The organism is Mycolicibacterium sp. P4_G11 (assembly GCF_056555145.1).
This window is the reverse complement of sequence record NZ_JBFUJW010000001.1, coordinates 535,265-559,218: the sequence shown is the minus strand read 5'-3', so window position 1 is coordinate 559,218 and position 23,954 is coordinate 535,265. Positions and strand designations below refer to the sequence as shown.

The 23,954-nt window shown below is 66.8% G+C and carries 25 protein-coding genes; 11 read left to right on the top strand and 14 right to left on the bottom strand.

Features of this window, described 5'->3' with window-relative positions; genetic code table 11:
* The first annotated feature begins 15 nt into the window (after positions 1-15).
* Positions 16-459: a DUF5313 domain-containing protein gene (locus AC1U2B_RS02705; RefSeq protein WP_260939424.1), complete on the top strand. Its 444-nt coding sequence runs from the start codon at positions 16-18 to the stop codon at positions 457-459.
* A gap of 3 nt (positions 460-462) precedes the next feature.
* Here the strand turns inward: AC1U2B_RS02705 and pspM are convergent, their stop codons facing one another.
* The 4 genes from pspM to pgsA all read right to left on the bottom strand — a co-directional run bounded on the left by pspM (position 463) and on the right by pgsA (position 3,298).
* A complete protein-coding gene (pspM, locus tag AC1U2B_RS02700; protein WP_480215572.1) occupies positions 463-1,287 on the bottom strand; it encodes a phage shock envelope stress response protein PspM in 825 nt (274 codons plus the stop codon).
* Between the two features lie 24 nt (positions 1,288-1,311).
* The gene (pspA, locus tag AC1U2B_RS02695) at positions 1,312-2,121 is read right to left on the bottom strand and encodes a phage shock protein PspA (RefSeq protein WP_020101883.1); all 810 of its coding nucleotides are present in this window, start codon (positions 2,119-2,121) and stop codon (positions 1,312-1,314) included.
* Between the two features lie 153 nt (positions 2,122-2,274).
* Positions 2,275-2,598, bottom strand: coding sequence for a transcriptional regulator ClgR (gene clgR / locus AC1U2B_RS02690; protein WP_480215571.1), 324 nt, complete (start codon positions 2,596-2,598; stop codon positions 2,275-2,277).
* Between the two features lie 115 nt (positions 2,599-2,713).
* The gene (pgsA, locus tag AC1U2B_RS02685) at positions 2,714-3,298 is read right to left on the bottom strand and encodes a CDP-diacylglycerol--glycerol-3-phosphate 3-phosphatidyltransferase (RefSeq protein ID WP_043394027.1); all 585 of its coding nucleotides are present in this window, start codon (positions 3,296-3,298) and stop codon (positions 2,714-2,716) included.
* Between the two features lie 55 nt (positions 3,299-3,353).
* On the opposite strand from pgsA, the gene AC1U2B_RS02680 reads away from it, so the two are divergent.
* The gene (locus tag AC1U2B_RS02680; protein WP_043988194.1) at positions 3,354-3,875 is read left to right on the top strand and encodes an amino-acid N-acetyltransferase; all 522 of its coding nucleotides are present in this window, start codon (positions 3,354-3,356) and stop codon (positions 3,873-3,875) included.
* 34 nt (positions 3,876-3,909) lie between these two features.
* Here AC1U2B_RS02680 and AC1U2B_RS02675 read toward each other — a convergent pair whose 3' ends face one another.
* Both AC1U2B_RS02675 and AC1U2B_RS02670 read right to left on the bottom strand, forming a co-directional pair.
* A complete protein-coding gene (locus AC1U2B_RS02675; RefSeq protein ID WP_480215570.1) occupies positions 3,910-4,416 on the bottom strand; it encodes a DUF4282 domain-containing protein in 507 nt (168 codons plus the stop codon).
* Between the two features lie 109 nt (positions 4,417-4,525).
* Complete coding sequence (locus tag AC1U2B_RS02670) at positions 4,526-7,171, bottom strand: DNA translocase FtsK (RefSeq protein ID WP_480215569.1); 2,646 nt, start codon at positions 7,169-7,171, stop codon at positions 4,526-4,528.
* 181 nt (positions 7,172-7,352) lie between these two features.
* On the opposite strand from AC1U2B_RS02670, the gene AC1U2B_RS02665 reads away from it, so the two are divergent.
* Both AC1U2B_RS02665 and AC1U2B_RS02660 read left to right on the top strand, forming a co-directional pair.
* Complete coding sequence (locus AC1U2B_RS02665; RefSeq protein ID WP_480215568.1) at positions 7,353-7,673, top strand: putative quinol monooxygenase; 321 nt, start codon at positions 7,353-7,355, stop codon at positions 7,671-7,673.
* A gap of 2 nt (positions 7,674-7,675) precedes the next feature.
* On the top strand, positions 7,676-8,494 hold the full coding sequence (locus AC1U2B_RS02660) for a mycofactocin-coupled SDR family oxidoreductase (protein ID WP_480215567.1): 819 nt from the start codon (positions 7,676-7,678) through the stop codon (positions 8,492-8,494).
* 86 nt (positions 8,495-8,580) lie between these two features.
* On the opposite strand, the gene AC1U2B_RS02655 is transcribed toward AC1U2B_RS02660, so the two are convergent.
* Entirely contained in the window at positions 8,581-9,051 is a 471-nt protein-coding gene (locus AC1U2B_RS02655) for a hypothetical protein (RefSeq protein ID WP_480215566.1), read from the bottom strand.
* Between the two features lie 236 nt (positions 9,052-9,287).
* On the bottom strand, positions 9,288-9,917 hold the full coding sequence (locus AC1U2B_RS02650) for a hypothetical protein (RefSeq protein ID WP_480215565.1): 630 nt from the start codon (positions 9,915-9,917) through the stop codon (positions 9,288-9,290).
* A 488-nt stretch (positions 9,918-10,405) separates the two neighbouring features.
* Here AC1U2B_RS02650 and AC1U2B_RS02645 point away from each other — a divergent pair, with 488 nt between their 5' ends.
* Positions 10,406-10,891 carry a helix-turn-helix domain-containing protein gene (locus AC1U2B_RS02645; protein ID WP_480215564.1) on the top strand — a complete coding sequence of 162 codons (486 nt, stop codon included), beginning with the start codon at positions 10,406-10,408 and terminating at the stop codon, positions 10,889-10,891.
* A 12-nt stretch (positions 10,892-10,903) separates the two neighbouring features.
* Positions 10,904-12,280, top strand: coding sequence for an ABC1 kinase family protein (locus AC1U2B_RS02640; protein ID WP_480215563.1), 1,377 nt, complete (start codon positions 10,904-10,906; stop codon positions 12,278-12,280).
* Here AC1U2B_RS02640 and AC1U2B_RS02635 read toward each other — a convergent pair.
* The 5 genes from AC1U2B_RS02635 to AC1U2B_RS02615 form a co-directional block, all read right to left on the bottom strand.
* A complete protein-coding gene (locus AC1U2B_RS02635; protein WP_480215562.1) occupies positions 12,266-12,871 on the bottom strand; it encodes a TetR/AcrR family transcriptional regulator in 606 nt (201 codons plus the stop codon). The genes AC1U2B_RS02640 and AC1U2B_RS02635 overlap by 15 nt on opposite strands.
* Positions 12,864-13,562, bottom strand: coding sequence for a TetR/AcrR family transcriptional regulator (locus AC1U2B_RS02630; protein WP_480215561.1), 699 nt, complete (start codon positions 13,560-13,562; stop codon positions 12,864-12,866). Before AC1U2B_RS02630 ends, AC1U2B_RS02635 begins: the two co-directional genes overlap by 8 nt.
* 103 nt (positions 13,563-13,665) lie before the next feature.
* Positions 13,666-15,345: a ribonuclease J gene (locus AC1U2B_RS02625; RefSeq protein WP_480215560.1), complete on the bottom strand. Its 1,680-nt coding sequence runs from the start codon at positions 15,343-15,345 to the stop codon at positions 13,666-13,668.
* Positions 15,342-16,190 (bottom strand): 4-hydroxy-tetrahydrodipicolinate synthase, encoded by an 849-nt coding sequence (gene dapA, locus AC1U2B_RS02620; protein WP_260939805.1) that lies wholly within the window; start codon positions 16,188-16,190, stop codon positions 15,342-15,344. Before dapA ends, AC1U2B_RS02625 begins: the two co-directional genes overlap by 4 nt.
* Positions 16,191-16,316: 126 nt before the next feature.
* On the bottom strand, positions 16,317-17,084 hold the full coding sequence (locus AC1U2B_RS02615; RefSeq protein ID WP_480215559.1) for a FadR/GntR family transcriptional regulator: 768 nt from the start codon (positions 17,082-17,084) through the stop codon (positions 16,317-16,319).
* Between the two features lie 105 nt (positions 17,085-17,189).
* Here AC1U2B_RS02615 and AC1U2B_RS02610 point away from each other — a divergent pair, with 105 nt between their 5' ends.
* From AC1U2B_RS02610 to AC1U2B_RS02595, 4 genes are all read left to right on the top strand, one after another.
* A complete protein-coding gene (locus AC1U2B_RS02610) occupies positions 17,190-18,107 on the top strand; it encodes a proline iminopeptidase-family hydrolase (RefSeq protein ID WP_480215558.1) in 918 nt (305 codons plus the stop codon).
* 28 nt (positions 18,108-18,135) lie between these two features.
* Positions 18,136-19,545: an APC family permease gene (locus tag AC1U2B_RS02605; RefSeq protein WP_480215557.1), complete on the top strand. Its 1,410-nt coding sequence runs from the start codon at positions 18,136-18,138 to the stop codon at positions 19,543-19,545.
* Positions 19,546-19,567: 22 nt separating this feature from the next.
* Positions 19,568-19,966 (top strand): VOC family protein, encoded by a 399-nt coding sequence (locus AC1U2B_RS02600; RefSeq protein ID WP_480215556.1) that lies wholly within the window; start codon positions 19,568-19,570, stop codon positions 19,964-19,966.
* Between the two features lie 201 nt (positions 19,967-20,167).
* A complete protein-coding gene (locus tag AC1U2B_RS02595; protein WP_480215555.1) occupies positions 20,168-20,572 on the top strand; it encodes a histone-like nucleoid-structuring protein Lsr2 in 405 nt (134 codons plus the stop codon).
* A 6-nt stretch (positions 20,573-20,578) separates the two neighbouring features.
* Here the strand turns inward: AC1U2B_RS02595 and AC1U2B_RS02590 are convergent, their stop codons facing one another.
* Entirely contained in the window at positions 20,579-21,814 is a 1,236-nt protein-coding gene (locus AC1U2B_RS02590) for a winged helix-turn-helix domain-containing protein (RefSeq protein WP_480215554.1), read from the bottom strand.
* A gap of 101 nt (positions 21,815-21,915) precedes the next feature.
* Here AC1U2B_RS02590 and AC1U2B_RS02585 point away from each other — a divergent pair, with 101 nt between their 5' ends.
* Entirely contained in the window at positions 21,916-23,949 is a 2,034-nt protein-coding gene (locus AC1U2B_RS02585) for a toprim domain-containing protein (protein WP_480215553.1), read from the top strand.
* The last annotated feature ends 5 nt before the right edge of the window (positions 23,950-23,954 follow it).

Here is a 23,954-nt window from a genome sequence, read left to right as displayed (position 1 = left end):
GTAAAATCGGCCACCATGGCCAACGAGAATCGCCCGAAGCCCAGCGCCTGGCAGTACATCAAGTACAGCTACGGCGGCCGGCTGCCCGACTCGATGCGGGCCTGGGTGACCGAAGATCTCATCGGCCAGGGCGCGACGCTGCGGGTGGTCATCCGCATGTTCGTCCCGGCGTTCCTGATCCTGATCCCGATCTGGTTCCTGCCCGAGCTGCTCGGCATCACGGGCGGCTCGGACCTGATCATCAGGCTCAGCGCGACGGTGCCCATCCTGATTCCGGTGATCTACTTCTCGCACGCGCTGAACAAGATCTGGCGCCGCCACATGCTGGTCAAGCACGGCATCGACCCGAAGCTGCTCGAAGAGTCGCTGCGCCAGAAGAACGCCCACATTCACGCGGCCTACGAGGAACGGTACGGCCGCCGGTCCGATGACGGTTCCGGCAGCTCCACCACGATCTGACCGTCAGGCGTGGCGCAGGCGTCCGAGTTCATCGAAGGCCTGCGCCCAGGCGCTGAGCCGGTCGGTCGCCGCGACGAGTTCACTGCGGTAACGCTGCTCGGACATCGACCGCGCCGACCCCGCACCGCTGTTCGCCGCTGACACCAATTGCGCTGCCGCGGTGGCGATGTCGGCGTACTGCCGCACGCCCGCATCGAGCTGGGCGGTGTAGGACTTGATGGTCGGCGCCAGATGCCCGCGGGACTGCGGCACCGAACCGGCCGCCCGTTCCATCGCGACCACTTCCCCGGCCGTACCGGCCAGCGCCGCGGCCGACACGTTGGCCGCGGCGGTCACTTCGGCGATCTCGGCGGCGGGCAGCAACTGGCCCCGCTGGATGACGCTCAGCAATGCGTACAACCCGCGCTCGGCCGACGCCAGCGTCTCCATCGGACGGCGCGCCGCCGAGCCCCTGGGCGGCAGCAGCCGCGAGGTCCGCGCCGGCGGCAGCGGTTCGCGGCGCAGCCATCGGTAACGCAGGAAGCACAGGGTGGCCAGGAACGCGGCACCACCGGCGATGGGGCCGGTGATGATCAGCACCCAGAACGGGGTGCTCCACGCGGCCAGCAGCGCCGTCAACCCGATCCAGAAGGCGCTGGCGCCGGCGAACAGCCAGCCCAGCCGCAGCGCCCAGCGCCGCTTGCGCAGCAGCCTGGCGCGCGGGTCGGCGGCCGCACCGAGGCGCTGGGCCACCAGGCCGGACAATTCGGCAGCGGTGTCGATGCTGCGTTGCAGGACCGCCTGCCAGCCCCGGGTCTCCCCTGGGCGGCCGGACGACTGGGCGTTCACCGCTGCCCCCTCACATCTCGAAATTTACTGCGACAGCGGGTTCTCCGGCGCCGGGTTGGCTGCCGGAGCTGCGGGAGTGGCAGGCGCTGCGGCACCGCCGGACGGCAGGGAGTTGCCCTGCATCGAGGCACGGATCTGCTCCAGGCGCGAATGCCCGGCCATCTGCACGCTGGCCTGCTGGACCTCCATCATGCGGCCCTGCACCGAGTTCTGAGCCAGCTCGGCCGAACCCATGGCGTTGGCGTAGCGACGCTCGATCTTGTCGCGCACCTCGTCGAGGCTCGGGGTGTTGCCCGGCGCGGCGATCTCGGTCATGGAGCGCAGCGAGGCGCTGACCTGCTCCTGCATCTTGGCCTGCTCGAGCTGCGACAGCAGCTTGGTGCGCTCGGCGATCTTCTGCTGCAGCACCATGGCGTTCTGCTCGACGGCCTTCTTGGCCTGGGTGGCGGCCTGCAGCGACTGGTCGTGCAGCGCCTTGAGGTCCTCGACGCTCTGCTCGGCGGTCACCAGCTGGGCCGCGAAGGCCTCGGCGGCGTTGTTGTACTCGGTGGCCTTGGCGACGTCACCGGCGCCAGTGGCCTGGTCGGCCAGGGTCAGGGCCTGGCGGACGTTGGCCTGCAGCTTCTCGATGTCGGCGAGCTGCCGGTTCAGGCGCATCTCGAGCTGACGCTGGTTGCCGATGACCGAGGCCGCCTGCTGCGTCAGGCCCTGGTGCTGGCGCTGGGCCTCTTCGATCGCCTGCTGAATCTGGACCTTCGGGTCGGCGTACTCGTCGACCTTGGAGCTGAACAGCGCCATGAGGTACTTCCAGGCTTTGACAAAGGGATTGGCCATGAGATCGGTCCGCCTTCGTGTCGTTCGTGATTCGGGATCGGTTATCAGGTTGCCGGCCGCGTAGGTGGCAGCGCGTCTACAGCCAACCTAGTAGGTATGGACAGCCGGACGCAGCCCGCATGCACTATTGCGGCGCGGCGAGTTCGACAGCGCTCAGGCCACGGCCATGGCGAGATGCTGCGGGATGACAACCTTGGTCGCGACGTCGATGTTGGCCACCGTGCGGTCGACCTCGGCGCGCTCGGTGTGCAGCATCTGCTCGGCGGCATCGGCCAGCACCTGCGACAGCGGCACCTCCAGGGCACCGCAGATGGCACCGAGCAGTTCGCTCGACGGTTCCTTGCGGCCCCGCTCCACCTCGGACAGGTAGCCCAGGCTCACCCGGGCACCGTCGGACACCTCGCGCAGTGTGCGTCCCTGACCGGTACGGGCCTGGCGCAGCACGTCGCCGATCACCTCACGCAACAATGTCGTCATCGCGTTTCCCCTTCAGCCTGAGTAACAGCCGCGCAGCCCGGCCGGACCACCCGTTCTACACGGTCTTGTAGGCACCAACGCGGCGACGCACCGCTTTGGTTCCCGATGCGGCGATTCAGGGGCGACGAAACGCGGAGACGACGTAGTCGATGCCCGTCAGCACGGTCAGCACCACCGCGGCCCACATGAAGACCCAGGCAGCGGTCAGCCACGGGGCGGGCCAGGCATGCAGTGGCAGGACGAACAAACCGATCGCCACCGCCTGCACCAGCGTCTTGAGCTTGCCGCCGCGGCTGGCGGGGATGACGCCGCGCCGGATCACCGCGAAGCGCAACAGTGTCACCGCAAGCTCACGGGTCAGGATCACAACCGTGATCCACCAGGGCAGGTCGCCGAGCATCGACAGCCCGATCAGCGCGGCCCCGATCAGGGCCTTGTCCGCAATGGGGTCGGCCAGCTTGCCGAACTCGGTGACCATGTCGAAGCTGCGGGCGATCTCGCCGTCGAACCGATCGGTGATGACGGCAACCGCGAACACGACGAAAGCCGCAATCCGCCAACGGGTTTCGTGCCCATCGCCGGCGAACAGGGCCGCCAGGAACACCGGCACCAGCACGATGCGCAGGCCGGTCAGCAGATTGGCGATGTTCGCCACGCCGGCACGCGAGGCGCGCGGATCGGTATCTGACTGGCCTGTCACCGACACAGGATATCCGGTCACCTACCGGGCGATACGCAGCCGATACCCTCCACGTGTGAGCGACGCACCGAAACCCACCACCACAGGGCTGGTGGTTCGCCGCGCCCGGACGTCCGACGTCCCCGGTATCAAGGCCCTCGTCGACATCTACGCGGGAAAGATCCTGCTCGAGAAGAACCTGGTGACCCTCTACGAGGCGGTCCAGGAATTCTGGGTGGCCGACCTCGATGGCGAGATCGTCGGCTGTGGCGCATTGCACGTGCTGTGGGCCGACCTCGGCGAGGTACGCACCGTCGCGGCCCACCCCAAGGTGCGCGGCATGGGCGTCGGGCACGCGGTGGTGGCACGGCTGCTCGACGTGGCCCGGGAGCTGGAGCTGCAGCGCGTCTTCGTGCTGACCTTCGAGATCGACTTCTTCAGCAAGCACGGCTTCGTGGAGATCGAGGGCACGCCCGTCACCGCCGAGGTGTACGAGGAGATGTGCCGGTCGTACGACACCGGTGTGGCGGAGTTCCTGGACCTGTCCTACGTCAAGCCGAACACCCTGGGCAACACCCGGATGCTGGTCACGCTGTGAGGCGGCCGCCGGTACGAGACGTGCTGAACAGCCGCTAGTCGGCGGTGTCGGTCAAGGCGGCCCGGCGCGCGACGATCCGGTCCCGCATGTCCATGATCGCGGCCCTCCGGCGGGACCGCCCGCCACGGCCGAACGACGGCAGCGTCGGGATCACGTCGATCTTGTCGGACACCCCGATCATCAGCTCGGCGATCTCCAGAACCAGCTCGTTGAGCTCGTCGACCTGCTGGCCCATCGCCATGAACGAACTCAGCGACTCCAGGACCACCCGCGCCACCAGCACGATCGCCACGCAGGTGACCGGGCCGGCAAGAAACAGCCAGAACACGCCGAGCAACGCAGACAGCTCGAACGCCACCACGGCGCCCGCCAGATACAGGACCACCGCACCGGCGATGACGAGCCCGTACAACAGCGGAACCACATGCTGCGCCGTCGATTTCCGGAATCCCAAGTCGGTGAACGCCGTCAGCGCGGGCCAGCTGCGACCACCGGATTCGAACTCTGCATCGAGCTCTTCGGCAGGCGAAATGTCAACCACGGCAAAGCCTCCTTAGGAGACCAGCCTCCCACAGTCGGCGCCGCCTGCCACCAATCGTCGGTGTTATCCGCACCGTCGGCCCGCAGTGGTGTGATCCTCGTAACACCGGTCAGAACCCGGGGTCGTCACCCGTCGATCCGTTGGCATCGGAGCCGCCCTGGATCAGCATCAGGGTGCCGGCCAGTTCGTCGGGCTTGACCAGGACCTCGCGGGCCTTGGAGCCCTCGGACGGTCCGACGATGCCGCGCGTCTCCATCAGGTCCATGAGGCGGCCGGCCTTGGCGAACCCGACCCGCAGCTTGCGCTGCAGCATCGAGGTCGACCCGAACTGGCTCGACACGACCAGTTCCACGGCCTGCAGGAAGACGTCCATGTCGTCGCCGATGTCACTGTCGATATCGCGCTTCTCGACGGTCTTGACCGTGACGCCGTCGATGAACTCGGGCTGGGCCTGCTGTTTGGTGAAGGCGACGACGGCCTGGATTTCGTCGTCGCTGACGTAGGCGCCCTGCACCCGGATGGGCTTGGGCGCTTCCGACGGCTGGAACAGTGCGTCACCCTTACCGGTGAGCTTCTCGGCGCCGATCTGGTCGAGGATGACGCGCGAGTTGGTCGCGTTGGTCACGCCGAATGCCATGCGGGACGGCACATTTGCCTTGATAAGACCGGTGACCACCGAGACCACCGGCTGCTGGGTCGCCAGCACCAGGTGGATGCCCGCGGCGCGGGCCTTCTGGGTGATGCGGACGATCGCGTCCTCGACGTCGCGCGGGGCCTGCATCATCAGGTCGGCCAGCTCGTCGACGACGCACAGGATGTACGGGTAGGTCTTGTAGACCCGCTCGCTGCCCAGCGGCGCGGTGATCTCGCCCGAGCGAACCTTCTTGTTGAAGTCGTCGATGTGCCGGACACCGCTGGCGCTCATGTCCTGGTAGCGCTGCTCCATCTCCTCGACCAGCCAGGCCAGCGCGGCGGCGGCCTTCTTCGGGTCGATGATCACGGGCGTGATGAGGTGCGGAATCCCTTGGTACGGCGGGAATTCCACCATCTTCGGGTCGACCAGGATCATCCGGACCTCGTCCGGCGTGGCCCGCTGCAGCAGCGACACCAGCATCGAGTTGATGAAGCTCGACTTACCCGAACCGGTGGAGCCGGCCACCAGCAGGTGCGGCATCTTGGCCAGGTTGTAGCTGATGAAGTGGCCTTCGACGTCCTTGCCGATGCCGAACACCATCGGGTGGTGATCCTTGCGGGTGGACGGTGCGTTCAGCACGTCCTTGAGCCGCACCATCTCCCGGTCGCTGTTGGGGACCTCGACACCGACCGCGGACTTGCCGGGGATCGGCGCCAACAGGCGGATGTGCTCGTTGGCCACCGCGTAGGCGAGGTTGCGCTGCAGCTGGGTGAACCGCTCGACGCGCACACCGGGCCCGAGTTCGATCTCGTACCGGGTGACGGTCGGGCCGCGCTGGAAACCGACGACGGTGGCGTCGATCTTGAACTGCTGCATCACTTCGGTGATCGCGTTCATGATGCGGTCGTTGTCGCGGCCGACCCGCTTCGGCGGGTCGCCGTCGGCCAGCAGCTCCAGCGGGGGCAGCGTGTAGTCGCCCTCGATGACGCGGTCGAGCGTCAGGCCGTCGTCCTTGTTCTTGTCGGCGGCCTGTTCCAGAGCCTTGGCCTTGGTGGGCACCGGGTCCGCGACGTTCTGGGCCTTGCGGCGGCGCGACGGCTTGGCCGCCGGCTCGGGCACGATCGGCGCCTCGTCGGCCGCGGGCTCGACCGGGTAATTGTCCATCGGCGTGCGGCCCAGCGGCCGCGTCATGGCCGCGGTGGTCTGGTCCGAACCGGGCCAGGCTTCGGGCTCGTCCCGCGAATAGGTCGGGTCGTCGTAGTAGCCGTCGGCGAAGTCATCGGCGAAATCGTCGACATAGCCGGCCGGAGCGTCGTACTCGTCGTCGTGGTCGCCGTGCAGGCGACCGGAGAACATGTAGCGCAACGTGTCCGGCAGTTCCCGGATGGTCGTGCCGGTGACCAGCAACAGGCCGAACAGCACGCCCATGATGAGCAACGGGGTGGCGATCCAGACGGTGAGCCCGTCGGACAGCGGCCCGCCGATGACGAAGCCGGCGAACCCGGCAGCGCCGCGGCGCTCCCCCGGCTCGGTGGGCGCACCGGCCCAGACGTGCCACAGGCCCAGCACCGGCAGCCCGATCATGGCGGCGCCGAGGATCAGCCGCGGGCGCGCGTCGGGGTTCGGATGGGTCCGCATCAGCGTGACGGCCAGCGCCAGCAGCAGGACCGGCAGCACCACGACCGCGGATCCGATGACCGTGCGGACGCCGTAGTCGATCCACGCACCGACCGGCCGGGCCGCGTCGAACCAGGAGCTCGCCGCGAGCAAGAACGCGACGCCCAGCAGCGCCAGCGCGATGCCGTCGCGGCGGTGTCCGGGCTCGAGTTCCCGGGCGCGGCCGACGCTGCGGGCGGTGGTTCCAGCGCCCTTCGCGAGCATCAACCAGCCCGCGCGGGCGCCACGACCCACTGCAGCACCGGCGGTAGCGACCGGAGATGGATGGGGTGCCGGTTTGCGGGCCGGCTTACGGGCGGGCGATTTCGGGGCCGGCGGACGTGCCGGCCGGCTCGACTTTGCACTGCCTGACTTCGATGAACGCGCCCCCGAACCGGCTGCGCCACGATTCGCCGACCCGGCCTTTGCCCGGTTAGCTGAGCTCGTTGCGGTCTTACTCGCCATGGCTGCCAGCCTAGTCGCATTCTCCCCATCTGCACCATCTGCCACACACGTAACGCTTAGGTCACGAGCTCGGCCGCATATCTGCTGGTCAACTACCCGTGGGAGCCACGTCACACCCGCCCAGAGCTCCGAGCTAACGTGGACACCTGTCTAGTTCAGCTATCTATCGAGGAGTTCGTTCATGCCCGTCGTTGTCGTCGCCACCATGAAGGCCAAGCCCGAGTCCGTCGATCAGGTCCGCGCCGCGTGCGTCGAGGCGGTCGACGCCGTCCACGCGGAACCGGGCTGTGAGCTCTACTCGCTGCACGAGGCCGACGGCGGCACCTTCGTCTTCGTCGAGCAGTGGGCCGACGCGGACGCCATCAAGACCCACAGCACCGCCCCGGCGATCGGCAAGCTGTTCGGCGCCATCGGCGAGCACCTCGACGGCGCACCCGACATCAAGATGCTCGCTCCCGTCGTCGCCGGCGATCCGGCCAAGGGCCAGCTGCGGGGTAAGTGACCGTGGGTGAGCTGAGCGGCAAGGTTGCCTTCATCACCGGTGCGGCCCGTGGCCAGGGCCGTGCGCATGCGGTGAAACTGTCGTCGATGGGTGCCGACATCATCGCCGTCGACCTGTGCGACCAGATCGCGTCGGTCCCCTACCCCATGGCCACTCCCGACGATCTGGCCGCGACGGTCAAGCTGGTCGAGGAGAACGGGGCCCGGATCGTCGCCGGCCAGGCCGACGTCCGCGACCGCGACGCCCTCAAGTCCGCGCTCAAGGCCGGCGTCGAGGAGCTCGGCGGCCGGCTGGACATCGTCATCGCCAATGCGGGCATCGCACCCATGGCGGGTGAAGACGCGTGGCAGGACGTCATCGACGTCAACCTGACCGGCGTCTTCCACACCCTCGACGTGGCCATGCGGCCCATGGTCAAGGCCGGCAACGGCGGCTCGATCGTGCTGATCAGTTCCGTCGCGGGTCTGGTCGGGCTGGCCTCGCCGATGGCCGGGTCGGTGGGCTACGCCGCTGCCAAGCACGGCATGGTCGGCCTGATGCGGGTGTACGCGAATCTGCTCGCCTCGCAGAACATCCGGGTCAACTCGATCCATCCGGCCGGGGTGGACACCCCGATGATCGACAACGACTTCACCCGGAAGTGGTTGAGCCAGTTGACCGCCGAGACCAAAGCCGGCCCCGACATGACGAACGCGTTGCCGGTGCAGGTCCTCGAAGCCGAGGACATCGCCAACACGGTGGCCTGGCTGGTGTCGGACGCCGGACGCTACATCACCGGCGTGACGCTGCCAGTGGATGCCGGCTTCGTCAACAAGCGCTGACGTGGCCCGTAATGTGGCGGCACAGACGACCTTTCGGCCGATTGCCACCTTCGAACAGCCGCGGTCCGTAGCGATCGGCAGCCGTTTTAGCCCGCATGAGAAATCAGCCGTGCGAGGTATCGCCGCTGCTCGAAAGTGAGTCGCTGCAGAGAATTCGCCAGTGCGCTCGCCTCTGTCCCGTCGTCAGGGATATCCCGCGGGTAGATCGCCAACACGGATCGGCCCGGCCCTTCCGGGATTTCGGCAATGAAGCCGCTCCGCGCCATCGGCTCCCCCAGCGCTGACAAGCGCCAGCCGCGGGCCTGCAGCGCCTCGGCCCACCAGTACGCCACCCGAACCGGGCGGGCTGGTTGGCTGATCAAGCCCGAAATGTGCGCCGAGTTTCGGGCCGCAGGCTGGGGCTGAATCAACAGACGCAGGTTCTGCAACAGCGCGAGCATACGGTTGGTGTCGTCGGCCCAATCGCCACTGTTGAGCTGGCATATGGCCGCAGCGAGCACACTTGGCAGATCAGTCGACTCGGCCAGGTCGTCGCCAGTGCAGCGGACGTGCACCACGCGGCGAGATGGCAGCCGCACAGTCACCACCGCCGCTGGGTCGCTCGGGCTGTAGGACACCGCCTGGAGTAGACAGCCTTGCTGCTGCAATGCCCGCGCCCACCAGTAGAGCGGACGTACCGCCGGAACTGGTTGCACTGCAGCAGAATTCAACGGCAATGCGGCGAAGCGTGGCGGGTACGCGCGACTGCGATTCAGCACTGGCATGCCGCGACCGACTTCGGCTCCAGCTCCGTTCACAGGGCGACGCCACGCCAGGCCGGCTCTGGTTCTTCGCCGGCACAGCGGGTCGGCACCGGCGGACCCTCTACGTGTGTCCGCGGGGTCCTGTCGCGACCTCGACGGCGCAATCGTTGAAGCCAGCTCCACCGCGGCATCGGGTATCCGAGCGCATGAACGAACCCGGTTTCGCCATGCAGCAGCACATTGACTTCACCTGTACCCGACACGGGATAACGACTCTCGGAATCGCCGAACTGAATGGTCTCGATCTCGCTGCCGAGAAAAACGCTGACCCGGACGATTTTCGGTGTACCGAACAGCAATTGACGAGTGCGATTATGGCGATCCCCCAAGGCCATGACCCCACTGGCGATGTCGAGCTGCCCGTCGAACGCCGGCACGCCGAGCCCACGACTGTCCGAGCCCGAGTACACCCTTACCCGCACCAACTTGCCGGCGAGGTCGCACTCGTGGATATCCATCGTGTGCACCCACAGCGCGCGGGCGGTACCACCATCGGCGTCGACATCCTGATGCACGTAGACACCCGAAAGACCGTTGGCGCCAACGTCTTCAATCACCACCACGCTGCCGTCAGGCGCAATCTCGGCCTCACATAGCAATCTGTTAGTTGTCGCCCCCACAGCCAAACCCCCTTGTGGCCACCGACACGGCAGCTGTTCCCCGGTTGCAATGTGCTTTTCAGGCCCGATGCCACGAAATCGGCGAGGCCCTGACGAATCAGCAACAGGTCATGTCAACTCTGCGCGTCGCCATGATCAATCACAGCAAACACATGACCAGGGGCTAGACACTGTGGTGAACACCCCACGGTCCACCATCCAACTCACCCCTCCCCTTGCGAAGACCGGCAGTCACTCCCCCAAGTCGACCAAACTTCGCGTTACGCAGCGAGAGTCGCATATATCGGACTGACGTGTCAACCCCACATTCATGATCACTCTCAGCGAAATTCGCTCCGGTGGGCTGGTCGAATCACGGGGGGCGAAGTAGCGAATATTGCTAGTCTGCCAACGCCCCGTAGAACGCTCCCCCAAGCGGCCATCGCCAGGCACTCAGTTCAGGCAGCTGCTCAGTGCGTCAGAACTTGCATCAACATTGGGGGAACGACATGAACAACAAGACACGTCCGCAGAAGTCCGCGGTGGACACAGCGGCGTTTGCCGATCGGCTCAACAGTCTTTTCACCGCCAGCTATCCACCCGGGCGGGGTCCGTACCGAAATAGCGAAGTGACCCAGGCGCTGGCTCGTCGCGGCGACGACCTGTCAGATCCTTACCTGTCACAGCTGCGCAGCGGCGTGCGTACCCGCCCGTCACCGGCAACCGTGCATCTGCTTGCCGAGTTCTTCGGGGTACGCGCCGAGTACCTCAACGGCGGCGACTCGGCCTACACACGTGCCCTCGAACGCGAATTGAACTGGCTGCGGCTCGCCCGCAACGAGTTTGTGCGTGAGGTGACCATTGCGCTTCTCACATTGCCACCGGGCGTCCGCGAGGTCCTGCTCGGGTCCACGAGTCCCCTTGCCAACCGGGGTGAGCGGCCAGTAGACCAACTACCAGGGATTCGACTCGACGTCGTATCCATCGATGTCTAGGCGGGGCCTCCAATGACACCCGGTGATCAACCCACCGATCGAGCGGCGCGCGGCGCTCGCGTCGGGCAGGTTGCCGCGCGGCTTGCGGCGCGCCGGACAACGAGCGCCATTCGCCAGCCCTTCTTGTCCGAGGCGCAGAAGGCTCAGGCCCGCGACGAACAGATGCTGCGCTTGGCCGATGATCTCGCCGACACCCTCGGCACCATGAAGGGCGCGGCGATGAAGCTCGGGCAGCTCCTTTCTCTGCTCAACTTCGGCCTCAGTTCGGCGCAAAGTCGGGACGAATTCTCCCGCCGGCTGTCACCGTTGTTCAGCCGTGCCCCTGCCGTCGACAACGCCGTGATGTTTCGGTTGATGGACACCGAGTGGGGTGCACTGCGCGACCGGGTACACACCATCGAACCTGAACCGGTGGCGACGGCGTCGCTGGGGCAGGTCTACCGCGCAATACTGACTGATGGACGTCAGGTGGCCGTCAAAGTCCAATATCCCTGGGCGCGTAGTGCGGTCCGCGCCGATCTGAAGAACCTGGCCTTGCTGGTTCGCCTACGGGCAAACGCATATCCGGTCCGGGGACTGAACGCAGTGGTAGCCGAGGTCAGCCGGCAGATCACGGCAGAACTCGACTACGGCTTGGAACTGGCCAACCACCGCGCTGTCTACGAGGCTCATCGCGATCACCCGGTATTCGTGATCCCCGAGCCGATCAACGAGTTGTGCACCGAGCGCATCTTGGTGACCGAGTACCTGGACGGCACCCAGTTGCACCACCTCGATGACATCGATCAGACGCTGCGCGACCACATCGGCGAGGCGGTCTTCCGTTTCTATTGCGCGAACATCTACACCAGCGGCGAATTCTGCGCCGACCCGCACCCAGGCAACATTCTGTGCCTGCCCGACCACCGGGTCGGTTTCGTCGATTTCGGCCTGTACATCCAGATGGACCGGAACGAGGTCGATCTCGAGCGGTCGGTGCTCGCCGCGGTCATGCGCGGCGATGCCGAGACTGCGCACCGACTCGCCCGCACGGCGGGATTCATCGTCGACGCCGAGGCGATGCCACCGGACATGGCATTGAGCTACATGCAGACCGTCGCCAGTTGGTATCTCACCCCGGGACTGGTTCAGGTCACCGACAAGGTCGCCTACAAGTCACTGTCGCAGGCGATGCTGCCCCAGTCTGAATTCCGGTCGGGCATCTTCAAGCAGCAAATGCGCAGCGCGCACGCGTTCTCGCGCCGGACCGAGATGAGCGTGTGCGCTCTGCTGGGCACACTCGAGGCGCGGGGCCGCTGGCGCGACATCGCCTCGGAATGGGGCCTGGGTACCGAACCCGCCACCGCGATGGGACGTGATATCGCGCGATGGCGTTCAGGTGCCCGGTAGAACGCGGCGCAGCCCACCGAGCAGAAACGCCGCGCACGCCCGCGCGACCTGCTCGGGGTCGACTTCAGCGCCGTCGCCGACCAGCATCGGAAACGTCGCCATCAGCACACACGACACCACGGACCGGCCGGCAATGCGCGCGTCGACATCGTCGCGAATCCACCCCTGCCGGCGTCCCACCTCCAGATACGCCGTCACTTGCGCACCGAAGCCGTCGTAGGCGTCCAATACCGCCTCATAGCCCTTCTCGTCGACGCCCGGCGCGGCGATCGCGGCGAACGAGACCATCTCCCGGTTCTTCGCGATGTAGGTCACGGCACCGCGCACCCGGTCGGTGAACTCAGCGATGTACTCGGTGCGGCAGCGGAACGTGGCCGGGGGGCGCGCGCGGGCGCGCGCGACCGAGAGTTCCTCGGCCATCCGAGTCTGAATCGACTCAAGGATGTCGCGCTTACTGCGGAAATAGTTGTAGAACGTGCCGTGACTGACACCGCACCGTGCGGTGATATCAGTGACGTCGACGTCGCGGTATCCGCGCTCGATGAACAATTCGACGGCGGCCGTGTACAGCTCGGTGGCTCTCTCAGGCATCGCGGGTTCGCTCACCAGTGGGTTCCTCGGTCAACAATCCATGTTCGGCGATAGCCGAGATCGACGACAGGAACGTCGCACGCGACTCGGCCGACGCATCCCCTTGGATAGCCATCAACAACCCAGGGCCGGACAATCCGAGCACCATCCGCCCGAGCAACGCCCAAGTGGGACGGTGTTCGGCCGAGGCGTAGTCGGGGTTGGCCGCCTCGAACAGCCGCGCGAACGCGACGTCCAGCGTCGACAAGAGCCCACTGACCCGGAGCCTCAATTCGAGATCGATGGCACTGCTTTCCACCGTGAGCAGCCGAACAATCGCCGCGTCTTCGTCGACCAGATCGAACAAGCGGGTCCCGAACACCGCGATCAGTTCCAGTGCCTGGTGATATTCGGTCAGGTCCAGGCTGGCCAACGAACCGATGCGTAGCGCCCGCGCAGCTTTGGTGACTGCGTAATCGAAAACATCGTCCAGCAAGTCCCGCTTGCTCGGGTAGTACCGGTACAAGGTGCCCTGCCCGACCTTGGCGTGGCGGGCGATATCCGACATCGTCGTTTGGTCGTAGCCACGATCGGCGAGCACCGCGTAGGCCGATCTCACGATCTCTTTGCGCCGGGCGGCCCGCAAACCGGCTTTGGCCGGACGGCCGCGTGCGCGGGGCTCGGAGGCCTGACCCCGACGCGGCAAAGACACCGGGCAGAGTCTAGTGGCCCGGCGCGACGCAGATGCGCCTTCCCCCCGCGGACGCCGGCCGAACCGATAACCCGCTCGTAGCCGCCGCTCGAACGTCGTGCGACTAGATCTCGAGGACGGTCGGCACGATCATCGGCTGGCGCCGATAGGTCTCGCCGACCCACTTGCCGACGGCCCGCCGCACCGCCTGGGCGATGCGTGCAGAGTCGGTGACCTGTTCGGAGACCAGGGTTTCCAGCGCGGCCTGCGCCTTCTCGGTAGCCGGATCGAGGGCCTTCGGGTCCTCGGAGAAACCGCGCGAGTGCAGGTGCACCGGAGCCACCGGCTTACCGGTCTCGCGGCTGAGCACGACGGTGACCGCGATGAAACCCGAAGTCAGCGTGAGCCTTTCGCCCAGGGTGGCATCACCGACGTCGCCGAGTACCAGACCGTCGACGAACACCTTGCCGACCGGCACCGCGCCGGCGATCCGGGCCTGCCCGCCCACCAGGTCGACGCTGACGCCGTTCTCGGCCAGCACGACGTTCTCCTCCGGCACGCCGGTGCGGATCGCGAGTTTGGCGTTGGCCCGCAGATGACGCCAGGTGCCGTGCACCGGCATCACGTTGCGCGGCCGCACGCCGCGGTACAGGAACAGCAGCTCGCCGGCAAAGGCGTGCCCGGAAACATGCACGCGCACTTGCTGATTGGTCACGACGCGGGCGCCGATCTTGGCCAGCGAGTCGATCACGCCGTAGACGGCTTCCTCGTTGCCGGGGATCAGCGAGCTGGACAGGATGATCAGGTCACCGGCGGTCAGGGTGATGCTGCGGTGCTCACCACGGGACATCCGGGACAGCGCCGCCATGGGCTCGCCCTGGGTGCCGGTGGTGATCAGCACCACCCGGTCGGCCGGCAGCAGTTCGGCGGCACCGATGTCGATGACGTCGTCGTCGGCGACGTTGAGGAAGCCGAGCTCCTTGGCGATGCCCATGTTGCGGACCATCGAGCGGCCGACGAACGACACCTTGCGGCCCAGGGCCACCGCGGCGTCGATGATCTGCTGCACGCGGTCGACGTTCGAGGCGAAGCAGGCCACGATGACGCGGCCGTCCGCGCCGCGGATCAGCCGGTGCAGGTTGGGACCGACCTCGCTCTCCGACGGACTGACCCCGGGAATCTCCGCGTTGGTCGAGTCGCACAGGAACAGGTCGACGCCCTGCTCGCCGAGGCGGGACATGCCGGGCAGGTCGGTGGGCCGGCCGTCCGGCGGCAGCTGGTCGAGCTTGATGTCGCCGGTGTGCAGCACCGTGCCGGCACCGGTGTGCACGGCGATGGCCAGGGCATCGGGAATCGAGTGGTTGACCGCGAAGTACTCGCACTCGAACACCCCGTGGGTGCTGCGCTGCCCCTCGGCGACGATCTGCATGTTCGGCTTGAGCCGGTGCTCACGGCACTTGGCAGCAACCAGCGCCAGCGTGAACCGCGACCCCACGACCGGGAGGTCGGGCCGCATCTTCAACAGATACGGAATGGCGCCGATGTGGTCCTCGTGCGCGTGGGTGAGGACCAGCGCTTCGATGTCGGCCAGCCGGCCCTCGATATGCCGAATGTCCGGCAGGATCAGGTCGACGGCGGGCTCGTCGTGCGTCGGGAACAGCACGCCGCAGTCGATGACGAGCAGCCGGCCCAGGTGCTCGAAAACGGTCATGTTGCGGCCGATTTCGCCGATGCCGCCCAGTGCTGTCACACGCAGGCCGCCCGGCTCCAAAGGGCCGGGCGGCGCGTAATCGGGTGTGGTCACGCAAGCACCGACGCTGCGCGCAGGTCCGCGGCGAGCGCAGTGAGCTGGTCGGCCGTGGCGGGTACCTGCGGCAGCCGCGGGTTTCCGACGTCCAAGCCCTGCAACCGCAGCGCTTCTTTACTCATCGTGACGCCCCCGAGCCGGTTCTGCGCATCGCTCAGCGGGCTGAGACCCACCTGGATCTTGCGGGCGGTGGCGATGTCGCCGGAGTTGAACGCCGACAACAGCGCGCGCAGCTCGGCGGCGGCGACGTGGCCCCACACACTGATGAACCCGGTGGCGCCCATCGCCAGCCACGGCAGGTTGAGCGCGTCGTCGCCGGAGTAGTAGGCCAGACCGGTCTCGGCCATGATCACCGCACCACCGTTGAGATCGCCCTTGGCGTCCTTGACGGCCACGATGTTCGGGTGCGGCGCCAGTGCGCGGATGGTGTCCCATTCGATCGGGATCGACGACCGCGGCGGGATGTCATAGAGGATCACCGGCAGTTCGGTGGCGTCGGCGACGGCGGTGAAGTGCGCGAACAGACCGGCCTGCGGCGGCCTCGAGTAGTACGGGGTCACCACCAGCAGGCCGTGCGCGCCTGCCGCGGCACAGGCCTTGGCCAGATGCACGCTGTGCGCGGTGTCGTAGCTACCGGCGCCCGCGATCACACGAGCGCGGTCGCCGACCTCTTCCAGAACCGCCTCGAGCAGGGCGACCTTCTCGTCGTCCGTGGTGGTCGGCGACTCCCCGGTGGTTCCGGACACGACCAGACCATCGCAACCCGAATCGACCAGATGCTTGGCCACCTTCTTCGCGCCAGTCAGATCAAGCGAGCCGTCCGGGCCGAACGGCGTCACCATGGCAGTCAGCACGGTGCCCAGGCGTGCGCTGACGTCGATTCCGGTGGTGGTCACGGGGGTCAGATTACCCGGTCGCGGGCGGACAGCCGCCCTCCGCTCCCCCGTGGGCGGCGCCGGCCCGTGAACTCAGTCGACGAGCATTCCAGCACGACGCATCGCCGCCGAGATGTTCTCGAAGTCAATGGCCACATGGGCTCGCGCCAGCGACTCGGCGTCATCTCCGTGGCCGTTCGCAATGGCGTCGACCAGCGTCGTGTGCTCACCGAGCGCCCGCTGTTCCATTTGCCGCATGGTGGCCGGCTCGCCCCACACGTGAGCCGGGGCGCCGATACTGATCGACGCTTCCAGGTCGAGCAGCACCTGTTTGAGGACGATGTTGTGAGCGGCGTCCATGATCGCCAGGTGCAGCGCGCTGTCAGCCTGCTGGGCGGCCAGGCCGCTGCCGGCGCGGCGGTAGTCCTCGAGGCGCTGCCGCAGGACGCCGATGTCAGCGTCGGTCCGCGATTCGGCCGCAGCCCGGCACACCGCACCGTGCATCCGGCAGATCGCGTCGCACCGGTCGCGGAGCTCGTCGACCCGCATTCGCAGCGTGCGTGCCACGGCCGCCGTGGACGAGTCCGGCCACTGCTGCAACACATACGAACCGCCGCCGCGACCCCGCCGCGTCTCCACCAGACCGCGCTCCACCAGCCGGGCCAGCGCCGCGCGCACCGTCATCCGGCCGACACGTAAAGAGGCGGCGAGCTCGCGTTCGGCGGGGAGCCGGGCGCCGGGCAGGTATTCGCCGATGGCGAGGGCGGTCACCAGCCGGTCGGTGATTTCGTCGACCCGCGAAGATGACTCGAGCTCGCGATCGAGTATGCCGGGAGCAGGCACACCGTTGACATGTGTCATCGCCGGATCGGCTCCCTTCCCTCGTCTCAGACAGTATCGGCATGGATTGTTAAGTTTCGATGAATGGTCTTGTGACGAGACCATTGAAGTCGCATGCTGGCCGCTATGCCAATCACGCACCGCACGGTTTCCTTCCGCGAACACGAGACCTGGGTCCAGATCACCACTCCCGAATCACCGGACCCGGCGCGGCTGCCGTTGTTCGTTCTGCACGGCGGGCCGGGCATGGCCCACAACTACGTGCGCAACATCGCCGAATTGGCCGACGAAACCGGTCGCACGGTCATCCACTACGACCAGCTCGGCTGCGGCAACAGCACGCACCTGCCCGATGCGCCCGCCACGTTCTGGACCCCCGATCTGTTCGTCGAGGAATTCCACACAGTGCGCAACGCCCTCGGCATCGACGAATACCACCTGCTGGGCCAGTCGTGGGGCGGCATGTTGGGCGCGGAGATCGCGGTGCGACAACCGTCCGGGCTCGCGTCGCTGGCGATCTGCAACTCCCCCGCATCGATGGAGCTGTGGATGGCCGGTTGCGCGGAACTGCGTGCGCAATTGCCACCGGAAATCCAGGCCGCGCTGACCCGCCACGAGGAGGCGGGCACCGTCACCGATCCGGAGTACCTCGAGGCCACGAACGTGTTCTATCTGCGCCACCTGTGCCGGCTGGTACCCATGCCGCAAGACCTGATCGACACCATCGACCAGATGGAGGCAGAGCCGACGGTCTACCACACGATGAACGGCCCCAACGAGTTTCATGTCGTCGGAACACTGAGCGGCTGGAGCGTCATCGACCGGCTCCCCGCGGTCACCGCGCCGACGCTGGTGATCGCCGGCGAATTCGACGAGGCCACCCCCACGGCGTGGCAGCCGTATGCCGACGACATCGACGGCGCCACAAGCCACGTATTCCCCGGCACCAGTCACTGCTCACACCTCGAGCAACCCACGGAATTCCGCGCCGTCGTCGCCGCCTTCCTCGCCAAACACGATCTGGCCGCCGCCGCCCGGGTCTGACCCCATCCCCCGACCCGACAGGATCTCCATGGCCACCACCGCCCGCATCGTCACAGGCGAAGCTCAGCGCACTCCCGAATCATTCGGCTACAAACAGGAACTCAATCGGTCCGTCTCCACCGTCGACCTCATCGTCTACGGGTTGGTGTTCATGGTCCCGATCGCGCCGTGGACGATCTTCGGCGTCGTTTACAACAGCGCCGGCGGCATGGTGCCCCTGGTGTATCTCATCGGCCTCATCGCCATGGTGTTCACCGCGACGGCGTACGCGCAGATGGCCAAGTCCTTTCCCCTTGCGGGATCGGTGTTCTCATATGTCGGCCGCGGAATCCATCCTGGCGCAGGCTTTTTCGCCGGCTGGGCGATTCTGCTGGACTACCTGCTGATACCGACACTGCTCTACGTGTTGGCCGCCGAATCGATGATCGGCTTGTTCCCGGGCACGCAGCGATGGATGTGGGCTCTCGTGTTCGTTCTGGTCAATACCGTGATCAACCTGCTGGGTATCAACTCGCTGAAAATGGCGAACCGGTTGTTCCTGGCACTGGAACTGGTCTTCGTGGTGATCTTCGTCGTGATCGCGGTGCGTGCCATCAACGGAGATTCGTTGCCCAACGTGCATTGGAGCACCACACCGATCTGGAACCCGGACACCGTCAGTGCACCGTTGATAGCCGCGGCGCTGTCGATCGCCGTGCTGAGTTTCCTTGGCTTCGACGGTATTTCGACGCTCGCCGAGGAATCCACGGGTAAGCGCAATCCAGCGGGCAAGGCGATGATCGGTGCGCTGTTCCTCGTGGCTTTCCTGTTCATCGGCCAGACCTGGCTGGCCAGCCTGCTGGCAGGCGGTCGTGCGTCGTTCAGCGACGACGAGGCGGGCAACGCGTTCTTCAAGTTGGTCGAAGCGGCATCCAGTACCGGATGGATGAACGCGTTCTTCGTGGTCAATGTGCTGGCGGTCGGCTTCGCCAATGCGATGGCCGCGCAAGCGGCGACCAGCCGGCTGCTGTATTCGATGAGCCGCGACCGCCAGTTGCCCGCGTTCCTGTCAACCATCAGTTCCCGCAAGGTGCCGATCGCGGCGATCCTGGTGGTCAGCGCGATCAGCGTGGTGCTGGTGCTGTTCTTCGTCGGTCAGATAGCGCTGATCTCGTCATTGGTGAACTTTGGTGCGCTGTTCGCTTTCTGCCTGCTGCATGTATCCGTCGTCTGGTATTACCTCGGCCGCCTGAAGTCGAAGAACTATCTGCTGCACCTCGTCATGCCCACGCTGGGCTTCTTGATCATCGGCTATGTGCTGTTCAACGCGGATTCGCTGGCGAAGATCGGCGGCATGGTGTGGCTGGGCATCGGCACGGTGGTCTTCTTGGTCAACAAGTTGCGCGGTCGCGGCGTGCCCGTGCTCGGCGAAGAATTGCAACGGGACGCTACCGGTTAGCACCCGGCGTTAGTGTCGGATCGTGCTCGGCCATCTCGGCGTCAACGTGCCCGATCTCGCGGCTGCGAAGAATTACTACGACGAATTCATGCCATTGGTAGGTTTTGAGCCATTCGTCGCCGCCGACGACCAGTTCGCCTTTCGCCCGGCCGGCGGCAAACATGGCACCTTCCTGTTTTTCTATCCGGCCGCCGAGCCCGGTGACTACTCCCGGAACCACACTGGGCTGCAACACCTCGCCTTTATGGTCAAGACCCGATCCGCGGTCGAGCGCGTCCATCGGTTCGTACAGCGGACCGGCGGCGAGGTGTTGCACAGGCCACAACCGTTCCCCCAATATCCGCCGCCCTACTTCGCGATGTTCTGGCTCGATCCGTTCGGCATGATGCTGGAAGTGGTCTGTCACCACGACGTGGACTGACGGCGCCAATATCCCGTGCGGTGCCGAATCATCTTGGCGCCGTGGTAATTACCGCATATTGATAATTCTCGATGCACAGCCGGATAGCCGTTCAAAAACATCCGAGTCGACCGCGGATTTCCGGGGTCAAGAGGTCGGGGGTGCCATCGTGAACTTTTGTCGTTACACTTCCGGCCGACCCCCGATAAAAGGAGAACATTCGTGGCCGAGCGCATTGTCGTCCAGCTTGTGGACGATATTAACGGCACTGAGATCACCGACGACTCCGGTGAACGGATTAACTTTTCAGTCCGTGGGGTTGATTACCAGATCGATCTTTCCGCTGCGAACGTGGCGAAATTCGAAAAGGCTTTGGCACCGTATCTGGACGCCGCCACCCGGGTCGGTGGCCGTCGCACCCGGACCCCGAAGGCCGCAGAGCCGAGCAGCCGGTCCGCCAAGGCAGGCGCGTCCCGCGGTCGCGGCAAGAAGGCCGCCGGCAAGGGCCTGACCTCGAAGGACGAGCTGACCGCCATCCGCGAGTGGGCGCAGCAGAACGGCTACGACGTCGCCTCCCGCGGCCGCATCAAGGCCGACATCGTCGAGGCGTACCACGCGGCCAACTAGGCCGAGCTAGACCTTCCGGCCCAATTCGGTCACCAGGTCGCCCCGTTCCCCAACGGTCACGTCGTCGACCCCGAGCCATGTCGCCATCGACCTGAGCTCCGGAACCAGCGCCGCGGCCACCCGGGTGCGGTCCTGGCCGTCTTCGGCGAACGCACCGACGACGTGCAACGCGTCGGCCGTGCGTTTGAGGTCGACCCGCCCCACGAGCTGGCCGTCGAGCAGGAAAGGCCAGACGTAGTAACCGAATTGGCGTTTGGCTGCCGGGGTGTAGATCTCGATCCGGTAATGGAAGCCGAACAGCCGCTCGACGCGGGGCCGGAAGAAGATCAGCGGATCGAACGGGCACAGTAGCGCCGTCCCCCGGTCGCGCCGCGGCACCGTCTGCCCGGCGCGCAGGTACGCCGGGGTGCCGTCGACAGTCACGGCCTCCAACTCGCCTTCGGCGACCAGCGCCGCCAGCGCCGGTTTCACCTGGCGCGCACCCAGCCGGAAATAGTCGCGGATGTCGGCCTCGGTGCCCACGCCCAGCGCCCCGGCCGCCTTGAGCACCAACTGCCGGACCGCCTCGTCGTCGGAGACCTCGCGGGCCAGCACCTCCGCCGGCAGCACCCGTTCGACCAGGTCGTAGTGCCGGGCGAAGCCGACTCGGGTGGCGGTGGTGAGCACACCCGACGACCACAGGGCCTCGGCCACCCACTTGGTGTCACTGCGGCCCCACCACGGCCCTTTGGCACCGCGCGGCTCGGCCTCGAGGTGGGCCTCGATCTGGCCCGCGGTCGACGGCCCGAGTTCGGCGATGGCGGCGACGATCTTCTCGGCCAAGTCGCCGTTGCGCTTGACGATTTCGGTGCCCCACCGACCGTGGGTGTACTCGCGCATACGCCAGCGCAGCAGCGGCCAGTCGTCGACCGGCAGCAACGCCGCCTCGTGCGCCCAATATTCGATGAACTGCCGCGGTGACCGCGCATTGTGGCTCCAGGCCAGCGCGTCGAGCGCGTCCCGGTCGTATGCCCCCAGCCTGCTGAACACCGGCGCATAGTGCGCCCGTACGCAGACCGACACCGAATCCAATTGCAGCACTTGTATTCTGGACATCAAACGTTTCAGGTGCGCACGGGTTACCGGACCGGACGGCTTGGGCTCGTAAAGGCCCTGGGCGGCGACGGCGATGCGACGGGCCTGGACCGTGGTGAGTTCTGCCACTGTCACATCGTGGCGCAGACCACCGACAAATTCGCGCATGGATCTGCAAGGTTGTCGGCTCCACCGCCTACCATTCCTGCGGCACACCCTGTATTGGGGCATGGGCGCTTCATGCCCGGCCCTGACGGAAAGGACCAGCAGTGAGCTACAACGCTGCGGACATCACCGAACTCGACGATGTTCAGCACACCCGCCTGCGACCGGCGGTCAACCTGGGCCTGGACGTGCTCAACACCGCCCTGCGCGAGCTGGTGGACAACGCGGTCGAAGAGGTCGCCGACCCCAGCCACGGCGGGTCGACCGTCACCATCACCCTGCACGCCGACGGATCGGTCAGCGTCGCCGACGACGGACGCGGCCTGCCCATCGACTCCGACCCGGTGACCGGCAAGAACGGCATCGTCAAGACCCTCGGGACGGCCCGGGCCGGTGGCAAGTTCTCCGCCCACACCGACGCCACCAGCACCGGAGCCGGCCTCAACGGCATCGGCGCCGCCGCCGCGGTGTTCATCTCCGCCCGCACCGATGTCACCGTCCGCCGCGCCGGCAAGACCTACCTGCAGAGCTTCGGCCACGGCTACCCCGGCACGTTCGAGGGGAAGGATTTCGACCCGAACGCCGAGTTCACCCGCGCGGACAACCAGAAACTGCGTGGCGCGGGCAACCGCAAACCCGACGCTCACGGCACCACCGTGCGCATCCTGTTCGACCCGGCCGTCGTACCGGACGCCGGCGTGGACATCGCCGAGGTCCTGCTGCGCGCGCACGCCGCGGCCCGGATGTGCCCCGGTGTGCACCTGTTGGTCGTCGACGAGGGCTGGCCCGGCGAGGAAGTCCCACCCGCGCTGCTGCAGCCGTTCGACGGCCCCTGGGGCACCGAGGCGCTGCTCGACCTCATGTGCACCTCCGCGGGCACTCCCCTGCCCGCGGTCCGCGCCGTCGTGGAGGGCCGCGGTGAGTACACCACCGGGCGCGGCCCCACGCCGTTCCGCTGGTCGCTGACCGCCGGACCGGCCGAACCGGCCACCGTGGCCGCGTTCTGCAACACCGTGCGCACCCCCGGCGGCGGGTCACACCTGACCGCCGCGATCAAGGGCCTGTCCGAAGCCCTGGCCGATCGCGCGTCCCGGATCCGGGACCTGGGTCTGGCCAAGGGTGAGGACGGCCCAGAACCTCAGGACTTCGCCGCGGTCACCGCGTTGGCCGTCGACACCCGCGCGCCGGACGTGGGCTGGGACTCGCAGGCCAAGACGGCGGTCTCATCGCGCTCGCTGAACGTCGCGATGGCCCCGGATGTGGCGCGCAGCGTCAACGTCTGGGCCGCGAGCCCCGCCAACGCCGACACGGTGTCGCTGTGGACCCGCCTCGCGCTGGAGTCGGCCCGGGCGCGGCGCAGCGCCGAGGGCGCCAAGGCGCGCTCCCGCGCGGCGTCGAAAGCCAAGGGGCTGGGCACGAACCTGTCGCTGCCGCCGAAGCTGCTGCCCAGCCGGGAGACCGGCCGCGGGTCGGGTGCCGAACTGTTCCTGTGTGAGGGCGATTCCGCGCTGGGCACCATCAAGGCGGCGCGCGACGCCACCTTCCAGGCGGCCTTCCCGCTGAAAGGCAAGCCGCCCAACGTCTACGGGTTCACGGTGAACAAGGCCCGGGTCAAGGACGAGTTCGATTCCATCGAGCGCATCCTGGGCTGCGGCGTGCGCGACAACTGCGACCCCGAGCAGTGCCGCTACGACCGGATCCTGTTCGCATCCGACGCCGACCCCGACGGCGGCAACATCAACTCGAGCCTGATCTCGATGTTCCTGGACTTCTACCGCCCGCTCGTCGCGGCCGGCATGGTCTATGTGACGCTGCCGCCGCTGTTCGTCGTCAAGGACGGACAGGAGCGCATCTACTGTCAGGACGAATCCGAGCGCGACACCGCCGTCGCCGAGTTGAAGGCCAGGTCCAAGCGCCGCGTGGAAGTGCAGCGCAACAAGGGTCTCGGTGAGATGGATGCCGACGACTTCTGGAACACCGTGCTCGATCCGCAGCGGCGCACCGTGATTCGGGTGCACCTCGACGACAGTGAGAAGAAGTTGCACCACACCCTGTTCGGCGGGCCGCCCGAGGGCCGGCGCAGCTGGATGGCCGAAGTGGCCGCCGTCGTCGACACCCTTGCGCTGGACCTGGACTAGAAGGA